The sequence below is a fragment of the Pseudomonas sp. Marseille-P9899 genome (genome assembly GCF_903166565.1).
In the GTDB taxonomy this organism is placed as follows: Bacteria; Pseudomonadota; Gammaproteobacteria; order Pseudomonadales; family Pseudomonadaceae; genus Aquipseudomonas; species Aquipseudomonas huaxiensis.
The window spans coordinates 1-10,623 of the sequence record NZ_CAESCG010000012.1 but is presented as its reverse complement, the minus strand read 5'-3'; the positions used below and the strand labels follow the sequence as shown (position 1 = coordinate 10,623).

The 10,623-nt window shown below is 64.0% G+C and carries 10 protein-coding genes and 1 pseudogene; 1 reads left to right on the top strand and 10 read right to left on the bottom strand.

Features of this window, described 5'->3' with window-relative positions; translation table 11 throughout:
* Nucleotides 1-41 precede the first annotated feature (41 nt).
* The 10 genes from urtA to HWV67_RS31015 form a co-directional block, all read right to left on the bottom strand.
* The gene (urtA, locus tag HWV67_RS31060) at nucleotides 42-1,307 is read right to left on the bottom strand and encodes an urea ABC transporter substrate-binding protein (RefSeq protein WP_110971391.1); all 1,266 of its coding nucleotides are present in this window, start codon (nucleotides 1,305-1,307) and stop codon (nucleotides 42-44) included.
* A gap of 316 nt (nucleotides 1,308-1,623) precedes the next feature.
* Entirely contained in the window at nucleotides 1,624-3,030 is a 1,407-nt protein-coding gene (cycA, locus tag HWV67_RS31055; protein WP_175653998.1) for a D-serine/D-alanine/glycine transporter, read from the bottom strand.
* A 277-nt stretch (nucleotides 3,031-3,307) separates the two neighbouring features.
* The gene (locus tag HWV67_RS31050) at nucleotides 3,308-4,675 is read right to left on the bottom strand and encodes a PepSY-associated TM helix domain-containing protein (protein ID WP_175653997.1); all 1,368 of its coding nucleotides are present in this window, start codon (nucleotides 4,673-4,675) and stop codon (nucleotides 3,308-3,310) included.
* A gap of 49 nt (nucleotides 4,676-4,724) precedes the next feature.
* A complete protein-coding gene (locus tag HWV67_RS31045) occupies nucleotides 4,725-6,803 on the bottom strand; it encodes a TonB-dependent copper receptor (RefSeq protein ID WP_175653996.1) in 2,079 nt (692 codons plus the stop codon).
* Nucleotides 6,804-6,882: 79 nt separating this feature from the next.
* A complete protein-coding gene (locus HWV67_RS31040) occupies nucleotides 6,883-7,317 on the bottom strand; it encodes a DUF2946 domain-containing protein (protein WP_175653995.1) in 435 nt (144 codons plus the stop codon).
* Between the two features lie 19 nt (nucleotides 7,318-7,336).
* On the bottom strand, nucleotides 7,337-7,816 hold the full coding sequence (locus HWV67_RS31035) for a copper chaperone PCu(A)C (protein WP_175653994.1): 480 nt from the start codon (nucleotides 7,814-7,816) through the stop codon (nucleotides 7,337-7,339).
* Nucleotides 7,817-7,865: 49 nt separating this feature from the next.
* A complete protein-coding gene (locus HWV67_RS31030) occupies nucleotides 7,866-8,246 on the bottom strand; it encodes a DUF2946 domain-containing protein (protein WP_175653993.1) in 381 nt (126 codons plus the stop codon).
* Nucleotides 8,247-8,378: 132 nt separating this feature from the next.
* Nucleotides 8,379-9,233, bottom strand: coding sequence for an SPFH domain-containing protein (locus HWV67_RS31025; RefSeq protein WP_175653992.1), 855 nt, complete (start codon nucleotides 9,231-9,233; stop codon nucleotides 8,379-8,381).
* Nucleotides 9,234-9,270: 37 nt separating this feature from the next.
* The gene (locus HWV67_RS31020) at nucleotides 9,271-9,708 is read right to left on the bottom strand and encodes an NfeD family protein (RefSeq protein ID WP_095156018.1); all 438 of its coding nucleotides are present in this window, start codon (nucleotides 9,706-9,708) and stop codon (nucleotides 9,271-9,273) included.
* Nucleotides 9,709-9,793: 85 nt separating this feature from the next.
* Nucleotides 9,794-10,465, bottom strand: a complete 672-nt coding sequence (locus tag HWV67_RS31015) for a cobalt-precorrin-6A reductase (protein WP_256680257.1) — start codon at nucleotides 10,463-10,465, stop codon at nucleotides 9,794-9,796.
* A 29-nt stretch (nucleotides 10,466-10,494) separates the two neighbouring features.
* On the opposite strand from HWV67_RS31015, the pseudogene HWV67_RS31010 reads away from it, so the two are divergent.
* Nucleotides 10,495-10,623 (top strand): annotated as a pseudogene (locus tag HWV67_RS31010) (cobalt-precorrin-5B (C(1))-methyltransferase); the annotation flags it as partial.

Genomic DNA, 10,623 nt, shown 5'->3' with positions numbered 1-10,623 from the left:
GCGAGTGTAGGAGCGAGCTTGCTCGCGATTTGGGGGGTGTATCAGTTGCCCTTCACCGCATAATCCGGCCGCTTGTCGTTACCCGGAATGAACGGGCTCCACGGCTGGGCACGCAGCGGCGCTTCGGTCTGCCAGACCACGTTGAACTGACCGTCGTCCTGGATTTCGCCGATCATCACCGGCTTGTGCAGGTGGTGGTTGGTCTTGTCCATGGTCAGGGTGAAGCCGGACGGCGCCTTGAAGCTCTGGTCGGCCAGGGCCGCGCGGACCTTGTCGACATCGGTGGACTTGGCCTTCTCGGCCGCCTGTGCCCACATGTGAATGCCGACGTAGGTGGCTTCCATCGGGTCGTTGGTCACCGCCTTGTCCGCGCCCGGCAGGTTCTTGGCCTTGGCGTAGGCTTTCCAGTCGGCCACGAACTGCGTGTTGACCGGGTTCTCCACCGACTCGAAGTAGTTCCACGCGGCCAGATGGCCAACCAGCGGCTTGGTGTCGATACCGCGCAGTTCTTCCTCGCCCACCGAGAACGCCACCACCGGTACGTCGGTAGCTTTCAGGCCCTGGTTGGCCAGTTCTTTGTAGAAGGGCACGTTGGAGTCGCCGTTGACCGTGGAGATAACCGCCGTCTTGCCGCCAGCGGAGAACTTCTTGATGTTCGCCACGATGGTCTGGTAATCGCTGTGGCCGAACGGGGTGTAGACCTCTTCGATGTCCTTGTCGGCCACGCCTTTGGAATGCAGGAACGCGCGCAGGATCTTGTTGGTGGTGCGCGGGTAGACGTAGTCGGTGCCGAGCAGGAAGTAGCGTTTGGCCGCGCCGCCTTCTTCGCTCATCAGGTATTCCACCGCCGGAATGGCCTGCTGGTTCGGCGCCGCGCCGGTGTAGAACACGTTCGGCGACATCTCTTCACCTTCGTACTGCACCGGGTAGAACAGCAGCCCGTTGAGTTCTTCGAACACCGGCAGCACCGACTTGCGCGACACCGAGGTCCAGCAGCCGAACACCACGGCCACCTTGTCCTGGGTCAGCAGTTGCCGGCTCTTCTCGGCGAACAGCGGCCAGTTCGACGCCGGGTCCACCACCACCGCTTCCAGCATCTTGCCGTTGACGCCGCCCTTGGCGTTGATCTGCTCGATGGTCATGAGGGCCATGTCCTTGAGCGAGGTTTCGGAGATCGCCATGGTGCCCGACAGCGAATGCAGGATGCCGACCTTGATGGTCTCGGCGGCCTGCAGGGTCCAGCTCATGCCCATCGCGGCAATGGATGCACTGAGGGTAAAGGCCTTGATCAGACTACGACGCTTCATGGTGCTCTCTCTCCGTTGAGTTCTTGGGTGTTGGCGACTCGCGGAAAGGGCTTTTGCAAGTGGTGTGCCGTCTTGTGTACAAGTGACGGCGCAGGGGTTTTGGGGTTGCGTTGCGGTCCATCGCGAGCAAGCTCGCTCCTACAAGGAGAGGCGCTAGCTCGCGGGTTGCGTGTTGCCCTGTAGGAGCGAGCTTGCTCGCGATGGACCGCAACGCGGTCCCGGGAACGAAGAGCCAGACTGGTGCCACGCATCAATCCGATGCACAGCAATGAGGCGAAAAAAAGGGGCCGGATGGCCCCTTCGATAACGCTATTAGTTAGTTGCCTCGCACCGCAGTGCGCGGATGCCGCCTGTTGCGCACGAACTGATAAGTCACGCTCAGCAACACGAACCACAACGGCGTGACGATCAGCGCCTGGCGGGTGTCGCTCTCGAAGCTCAACAGCACCAGGATCGCGGCGAAGAACACCAGGCACGCCCAGCACATGAAGCGACCGCCAGGCATCTTGTACTTCGACGCCGCATGCAGCGCGGCGCGGTGCGTGCGGTACTTCAGGTACGACAGCAGGATCAGCGACCAGACGAACATGAACAGGATCGCCGAGACGGTGGTGACCAGGGTGAACGCCTCGATCAGGTCCGGGATCACGTACATCAGCGCAGCGCCCAGCAGCAGGCAGGTGCAGGAGAAGTACAGGCCGTTGGCCGGCACGTCACGGTTGGAGAGTTTTTCGAACGCCTTGGGTGCGTCGCCTTCCTGAGCCAGGCCGAACAGCATCCGGCTGGTGGAAAACACGCCGCTGTTGGCCGACGAGGCAGCGGACGTCAGCACCACGAAGTTGATCACCGCGGCGGCGGCCGGCAGGCCGGCGAGGATGAACAGCTCAACGAACGGGCTCTTGCCCGGCACCACGTCACGCCATGGAGTCACCGCCATGATGGCGATCAGGGCGAAGACGTAGAACATGATGATCCGCAGCGGGATGGAGTTGATCGCCCGTGGCAGGGTGCGCTCCGGGTCCTTGGCTTCGGCGGCGGTGGTGCCCACCAGTTCGATGCCGACGAAGGCGAACACGGCAATCTGGAACCCGGCGAAGAAGCCCATCAGCCCGTGGGGGAACATGCCCTCGTCATTCCACAGGTGGGCGAAGCTGGCGGTGGTCCCGGTCGGCGACTGGAAGCCGCTGAACACCATGTACAGACCGGTGCCGATCAGGCCGAGGATGGCGACGATCTTGATCATCGCGAACCAGAACTCGATCTCGCCGAAGAGTTTCACGGTGATCAGGTTCAGCGACAGCAGCACGCCGACACAGGCCAGCGCCGGTATCCATTGCGGCAGGTCGGGGAACCAGAACTGCGAGTACGCGGCGATGGCGATCACGTCGGCGATGCCGGTGATGATCCAGCAGAACCAGTAGGTCCAGCCCGTGAAATAGCCGGCCCAGGGGCCGAGCAGATCGGCAGAGAAGTCGATGAAGGATTTGTAGTTGAGGTTCGACAGCAGCAGTTCGCCCATCGCGCGCATGACGAAGAACAGCATGAAGCCGATGATCATGTAGACGAAAATGATCGACGGGCCGGCGAGGCTGATGGTCTTGCCAGAACCCATGAACAGCCCGGTACCGAGGGCACCGCCGATGGCGATCAACTGGATGTGGCGATTGGTCAGATTGCGTTGCAGGTGGTGTTCCTGCGAGTCCTTTGTGAGGTCTTGATTCATTGCATGCATTCCATAAATTGCAGTCTTCTTGTGCGTGAAGCGGCGGCTAGGCTAACACGCAAAGCCGCAGGGTAGACGCGGCAAAGTGACTCGACTTTAGGGGGATAGCCATGAACAAGGGCGACTTTTTCGAGGGACGGGAGGTGGTGTAAACCTGTTTTTTGCGTTGTTAACCAAGGTGGTTAACAGGGTGGAAAACAGGTTTACAAAGGTGGCCATGGGTATCTTTATATCGTGCAGGTCATCGCAGCTAACAGCTGCTCCCAGTAGAGAGACGTCACGCCCGCGTCGCCAACAACCGCCTCCCGAACACCTTGTCCAAACCCCACACCACCAGCATCGACACCCCCACCAGCGGAAACGCCACGCCCAGCACCAGCATGACCACGGTGGCGGTCTTCCAGCGTGGCAGGTCGTGACGCAGTGGCGGTACGCCGAGGCCGCCTTCGGGGCGGCGTTTCCACCACATCACCAGGCCGCTGACCGAGCCCAGCAATACCATCAGGCAGATCAGCAGGATCAGCATCTGGTTGAACCAGCCGAACATCTTGCCTTCATGCAGCATGACCCCCAGTTCCGTGGCTCGGGCCACCGGGCTGTAGTCTTTCCAGCGCACGTCCACCAGCACCTTGCCGGTGTATTGATCGACATGCAGGGTGGCGTCGTTGCGCGGGTCGTCGGCGAACACAGCAATGGTGAACACGCCGCTGGCGGTGGTCGGCGGGGTGATGCTGTAGCCGGGTTCGACGCCGCGCTCATTGGCCAATTCCTCGACTTGCTGCAGGCTGATCTGCGGCGCGGCGGGGGCGCTGTCCATTGCCATGTGCCCCTGGTGCTCGGCATGGGCACCGGACGATTGCGGCATCGGGGTGTTTTCCACTGCCCAAGGCACGGTCTGGCGGGCGGCGGTGTTGAGGGTGCGGGCTTCCTGGTCGGAGGTCGGCACGTCGTTCCACATCGCTGCCGGAAAGCGGTTCCACAGGTCGGCGTATTGCTTGCCCCAGAAGCCGGTCCAGGTCATGCCGCTGAGCAGCATCAGCAGCAGGACCAGCGCTCCCCAGAATCCGCTGACCGCATGCAGGTCACGCCAGAGCAGTCGCCCGCGGGCACTCAGGCGCGGCCACAACACGCCGGCCATTCGCCCGCCCCGCGGCCACCAGAGATACAGGCCGGACACCACCAGGACGATACCCCAGCCCGCGGCCAGTTCCACCAGGCGGTCGCCCGTGGTGCCGATCATCAGTTCGCCGTGCAGCGCGCGGGCCACGGCCTGCAGGTTGCTTTTGGCGTCCTGCGCGCCGAGCAGCGTGCCGGTGTAGGGGTCGACGAACACGTTCAGTTCCTGCCCGCCGTCCTTGACCACGAACTGCGCGCTGCGGTCGGCGGCCGGCGCCGGCAGGTACTGGCTGATCTGGCCCTGTGGATAAGCGGCCTTCACGGTGTGCAGCAGATGGTCGGCGCCATGCCGGTGGTGACCGGCCTCGACCACCATCAGCGAGCGATACATCAACGGATCAAGCTGCGGCTTGAACAGGTAGATGATCCCGGTGATCGCCAGCAGGATCATGAACGGCGCCACGAACAACCCGGCATAGAAATGCCAGCGCCACGCCAGGTTGTAGAACGAAAACGAAGGTTTGCTCATGGAGCACTCCCAGGTGGTGGGCGCGGCGACTGGCCGCGCCCGGGTTGGATCAGAAACTCACGTCGACCTTGGTCCAGAACGTACGCCCCGGCTCGCTGACCGGTTCAAAGCCCGAGTAACCGAAGCCGGCGTTGCCCGCCAGGTTCAGGTGCTCGGCGTAGGCCTTGTCGAACAGGTTGTCGACGCCGGCGCTGAGCTTGAGGTTCTTGCTCACACGATAGGCGCCGTTGAGCGAGAACACGCCGAAACCGCCGGTTTTCTCGAAGTCCTTGCCGACGATGTTGCCGTAGTTTTCCGAGATGCGATTCTGCGCCGAGACCAGTCGCCACAGGGCGCCGGCACTCCAGTCGGATTCGCTGTAGGTCAGGCCGAGGCGGCTTTCCAGCGGTGGCATCTGCGGCAGGGCCGAGCCGTCGCTGCTGTTCTTGCCCCAGGCGTAGGCCAGGGTCGCATCGGCTTTCCAGTTGCTGGTCAGTTGATAGGCGACACCCAGTTCGCCGCCCATGATCCGCGCGTCGACGTTGCCGGCGCGGGAGACGCTGGTGCCAGCGGTGTAGTCGTAGAGGATGAAGTCGCGCACCTGGCCGACGTAGCCCGAGGCCCATGCTTCCAGGTCTTCGGTCTTGTACTGGATGCCGAAGTCCAGTTGCGTGGTCTTCTCCGGCTTGATCGCATCGAAGGCATTGACCGAGCCGGCCGGGCCGAAGGTCGGCGAGAACAGCTCCCAGTAATCGGGGAAGCGCTGCACATGGCCGATGCCGACGTAGGCAGTGGCCGGTGCGTCGACCAGGTCGTGCTCGTAGCGCAGGAAGCCGCTGGGCAGGGTATCGGCGCGGGTGTTGCCGGCGGTCGGATTGGGCATGACCATCATTCCCGAACCGCGGGTCTTGCGGAAATCCTTGGCCGAGGCACGGTCCAGCCGCGCGCCGCTGACCAGGCGGTCCTGGCTGTCCAGTTCCCAGGTCAGCTCGCCGAACACGCCGTAGTTGTGGAAGTCGGCGTCTTTGGTCCAGGGCTGGTTGCCATAGGTGTTGACGCCCATGCCGGTGCGCTGGCGGTGTTCGTTGGTCTGTGCGTCGATGCCGCTGACCAGGGTCACGTCCTCCCAGCGCCAGGTGCCCTTGATGCGCGCGCCCATGGTGCGGCGGTCGACGTTGCTGGCCATGGGGCCGGCCATCATGCCGGTGCCGGAGGTGGTGCGCAGGCTGTAGTTGTCCATCACGTGGTCGGCGTAGTTGTAGTAGACCTGCGCTTCGAGCTTGTCGAAGACCTCGCCGATATTGGACTTCTCGAAACGCAGGCCGAGGCTTTCGCGCTTGAACTGCGAACCGTCCATGCCGCGCCCGGCGTAGCGGGCTTCGCCGTCGCCGCGGCCGGCGGTCAGTTCCAGCAGGGTGTCGCTGTCCGGGGTCCAGCCAACGGCGACGTCGCCGTTCCACTTGTCCCATTTCGACGGCACGGTGTCGCCGTGGCCGTCTTCATAGTCGTCGGAGCGCGACTGGTTGCCGACGAAGCGCACGTAGCCCTGGCTGCCACCGGCGGCGGCATCCAGCACTTTGTCGAAGCGGCCGTTGGAACCGGCCAGCAGGCTGGCGTTGACCCGGGTGCCCAGCTCGCCGAATTTCTCCGGCTCGCGGTCGAAGAGGATGGTCCCCGCGGACGCGCCCGGCCCCCACTGCACGCTTTGCGGGCCCTTGATCACGGTCAGGCGGTCGTAGGTTTCCGGGGAGATGTAGGAGGTCGGTGCATCCATGCGGTTCGGGCAGGCGCCGAGCATCAGGCCGCCGTTGGTGAGGATGTTCAGCCGCGAGCCGAACATGCCGCGCAGTACCGGGTCGCCGTTGGTGCCGCCGGAGCGGATCGCCGAGAAACCGGGGATGGTCTTCAGGTAGTCGGCACCGTCGCTGGCCGGCACGGGCTGGCGCGGGTCCTTGGGGTTGGTGATCACTGTCAGTGGCGAACTCGGTGCCACCGCAGTAATGACTGTGGGGCTGAGTTCCGGCTGGCCGTGGTCATGGCCTTCGTGGCCGGTTTCCGCAGCCAGGGCAGCGGGAACGAAGAGGCTGCCGCACAGCAGCGCAATGGTCCCGCGCAGGGACAAACGATAGACAGGGGTGGAGCTGGACATAGGTCTTCCAACATCGATCAGTCATGAAGGTGCACGCGCACGCGGCGATTGGCCGGTGACGAGCGCTGTTTCGGAATGTTCAGACGACGTTGTGGGAAGGTGGCGCACGGCTGCGGGCGCCGGGGAAGAACGCCGGGCGCGGATGGCCCTGGCGGGGTAGAACGACAAGACGGTGGCTGGCCGGGACGGCCTCGCTGTTGAGCAGGCTCAGTTGCTGCGGCAGTGCCGGGCAGTGGAAGAACAGGCTGCAATAGCCGCACTTCTCCCACATGACGTGCAGCGACGAATCGCCGCCGCCAGGGTGCGCATCGCCGTGATGGCCCGTCACGTCGTCCGTGCCTGCGCCCATGTCCATGTTCATCGACATGGAGGTGCTGTGATCCATCGGCATCGACTGGGAAACCAGCGGTCCGATAAAGATCATCAGCATGGCGAACAGGCTCAGCCAGCTCGCGCGCAGTGTCCTGTGGTCAGGGCGCGGGGGCCGGTGGCGTCCGGTGCGGGCGAGGCTCATGGCGAGCGGCGCTCAGGGATCAGTGCTGGTGCTGGTGCTCGTCGCTGCCTTCAGGCGGCTGCTTTTGCACCGCGACTTCGACGGTGATATCGCCGGCCTTTTCGAAATGCAGGGTCAGCGGGAAGCGCTTGCCGTCGGTGAGCAGGCTGCGGTCGTTAGGCTGCATGATCATCACGTGGTAGGCGCTCGGGCTGAACACCACCTTGCCGCCCGCCGGCACGACGACGTTGGGGACTTGCTGCATGCGCATCACGTCGCCGGTCATCACGTGTTCGTGAAGCTGGGAATCTTTGCTGATCGAGGTGTCGACACTGAGCAGGCGGTCGTCCTCCTTGCCCTTGTTGTCGATGATGAAATAGGCCGCCACGTTGGGTGCGTTCGGTGGCAGTTGCAGCGACCACGGGTGGGCGATATGCAGGTCACCCTTGGTGTATTCGTGGGCACTGGCGAAGCTGGCGGGCAGCAGCAGGGCAGCCAGCATCAGGACGTTCTTGAGCATGAAATGTCTCCGGTCGATTCAAATTGTTCGCAGGTATCAGCGTAGTGAATCAAACGGTGGGAGAGGCACGGGGATTGAGCGAGGGCCACAGTTCACGGGGCGTGGGCTGGGTGGGCTGGGCGATGGCCAGCGGGGTGGCGAAGGCGTATGTCGGCAGGACCAGTTGCGGCGCCTGGCCAGGCAACGCGAGCAAGGGCGCGGCTCCGGAGCAGCACCAGCAATGCTGCATCACGGCGTGGTCGTCGTTTTGCTGGTCGGGTTGGCCGAGGGAGACGGCGATCAGCTTGGTGCCGCCGGTGGAGCAGAAGGCGCCCCACAGCAACTGCTCGGCGGGCGCCTTGGCGGCGTTTGCGGACAACGGCATCGCCAGCAGATTGAACAGCACTGCGAAGCAGGCGATCCAGGCGTAGGCGAGCCGTTGTGCGGGCATGGGTTGATCCGGTGGGATTCGAATGATGGCTATTTAGCCAGAAGACGCCGGGGATGTAAAAAATGGGGGTGTGATGAAGTGTCGCAGCCGCTTCATGAAGGTGCGGGAGCTGGCAAGCCAGCTCCCATTGATTCAGACCTTCGCCCGACCCAGCATGCCCCTGACGGCTTCTTGCAGGTCCGCCGGCAACACCACCAGCTTGGCGTTGTTGCTGGCCGCGAGACTTTCCATGGCGCTGATGTAGCGTTCGCCCAGCAGGTACATGGCCGGAGTCACGTCATTGCCGACGGCGTTCTTGACCAGGGTGATGGCCTGGGCCGACGCCTCGGCCAGGTTGACCTGGGCGGCGGCGTCGAGCTTGGCCGACTCCTGGCGCGCCTGGGCTTCGAGGATCGCCGCCTGCTTGGCACCTTCGGCGCGGGTCACGTCGGCTTTACGCTCACGCTCGGCCGCGGCCTGGCGCTCCATGGCCGTTTGCATGCTCGGCGAAGGCTTGATGTCCTGGATTTCCACCGAACGCACGGTGATGCCCCAGTCTTCGGTCTGCTCCGACATCGCGTCGCGCAGGCGCGCCTTGATCTGTTCGCGGCTGGACAGCGCTTCGTCCAGTTCCATGGCGCCGACGATGGCACGCAGCGAGGTCATGGTCAGGCTGGTGACCGCGTAGGAGTAGTTCACCACGCCGTAGGCGGCTTTCTGCGGGTCCACCACCTTGGCGAAGCACAGGGCGTTGGCGACGATCACCGCGTTGTCCTTGGTGATGATTTCCTGTTGCTGCACGTCGAGGATGATGTCCTTGGTCGGCAGCCGGTAAGCCACTACGTCCATGTACGGGATAAGGATGTTCAGGCCCGGCTTGAGGGTGGTGTGGTAGCGGCCCAGGCGCTCGACGATCCATTCCTCGCCCTGGGGCACGATGCGCACGCCCTTGAATACAGTGATGAGGACAAACAGGGCGATGGTTGCGGTAATGATCAGACTGGTCATGACATTTCTCTTCCTTTGATGGTGTCTTGAAACGCTTTCAGGCCTTGCCGACCCGGACGATGTTGCCCTCGATCGCGAGGATGCGGACCCGCTCGCCCGAGGCGATGTCGCTGTTGGCGATGCAGACCCACTCTTCATTGCCGAGGATCGGCTTCTGGAAACGGACGCGGCCTTTCTGGAATTCGGAGACTGGCGCGGTCAGCAGGCCGACTTCGCCGATCACCTCGTCGGCGGTCCAGCGGTTGTCCGCCTTGCGGGGTTTGAACACCTTGAACCAGAGGGCGACGGTGAGGGAGGAGAGCACCACCCAGATCATCAGCTCGCTGGCCAGGGACAGGCCCGGCACCAGCCCGGCGATCACTCCGACCGCCACGGCGCCGATGCCGAACCAGATGATGAAGAAGGTGGGCAGTACCAGTTCCAGCAAGATCAGGCCAAAGCCCAGAACGAGCCAGATCCACCATTGCAGTTCCATAGTCGCAGCCTTGCGTAGGGAAAAGGATGAGGCATTGGAATCGCTTGCCGGTGTGTTGGCAATACCCGAGTGGTGCACTGGCCTATTACAGGAGGTGTCCGTCAGCCAGCGCGGCGAGCAGCGCGGCCGGGTCGGTGAAGTGGCGGTCGACCTCGGGCAGTGCCGGCCGGCCGAGAATCAGCACCGGCACGCCGCGTTCGCGGGCCACCTGCAACTTCGGTTCGGTGGCGCTGCTGCCGCTGTTCTTGCTGATCAGCACATCGATCTGGCGACGTTCGAACAGCTGCCGCTCGTCGTCCAGCAGAAACGGCCCACGGGCGCCGATCACTTCGCAGCGGTCGTTGCCGGGGCAGGCGTCGAGGGCGCGCAGGGTCCAGAACTGATGGTCAGGGATTTCATCCAGATGTTGCAGCGGTTCGCGGCCGAGGGTGAACAGCGGGCGGCGGAAAGTGTGCAGTGCCGCGATCAGTTCGGCCCAATCGGCGACCTCGCGCCAATCGTCGCCGGCCTGTGCCTGCCAGGCGGGACGGCGCAGGGCCCAGCAGGGAATGCCGGCGAGGGTCGCGGCGCGGGCGGCGTTGGCGCTGATTTGCGCGGCGTAGGGGTGGGTGGCGTCGATCAGCAGGTCGATGCCTTCGGTGCGCAGGTAGGCGGCCAGGCCGTCCGCGCCGCCATAACCGCCGACGCGCACCTGGCAGGCCAGGTCATCCGGCACCCGGCCGATCCCGGCCAGGCTGTAGACGTGCTCAGGCCCCAATTGGCGGGCGATGCGCAGGGCTTCGGTGACGCCGCCTCGCGCAGGAATGCAATTACCCCGGTGGCTTCGAGGTCACGGTGAACGTGCAGGACGGCGAAAGCCTGGCGCTGAAGACCATGAACCCGCGCCTGGGGATTCTCGGCGGGCTGTCGATTCTC

Coding starts and splice junctions, on each gene's coding strand:
- HWV67_RS31020 (WP_095156018.1), bottom strand. CDS start 9,708: ATGGAACTGCAATGGTGGATCTGGCTCGTTCTGGGCTTTGGCCTGATC.
- HWV67_RS31050 (WP_175653997.1), bottom strand. CDS start 4,675: ATGAGCAAACCTTCGTTTTCGTTCTACAACCTGGCGTGGCGCTGGCAT.
- cycA (WP_175653998.1), bottom strand. CDS start 3,030: ATGAATCAAGACCTCACAAAGGACTCGCAGGAACACCACCTGCAACGC.
- HWV67_RS31030 (WP_175653993.1), bottom strand. CDS start 8,246: ATGCCCGCACAACGGCTCGCCTACGCCTGGATCGCCTGCTTCGCAGTG.
- urtA (WP_110971391.1), bottom strand. CDS start 1,307: ATGAAGCGTCGTAGTCTGATCAAGGCCTTTACCCTCAGTGCATCCATT.
- HWV67_RS31040 (WP_175653995.1), bottom strand. CDS start 7,317: ATGAGCCTCGCCCGCACCGGACGCCACCGGCCCCCGCGCCCTGACCAC.
- HWV67_RS31025 (WP_175653992.1), bottom strand. CDS start 9,233: ATGACCAGTCTGATCATTACCGCAACCATCGCCCTGTTTGTCCTCATC.
- HWV67_RS31045 (WP_175653996.1), bottom strand. CDS start 6,803: ATGTCCAGCTCCACCCCTGTCTATCGTTTGTCCCTGCGCGGGACCATT.
- HWV67_RS31035 (WP_175653994.1), bottom strand. CDS start 7,816: ATGCTCAAGAACGTCCTGATGCTGGCTGCCCTGCTGCTGCCCGCCAGC.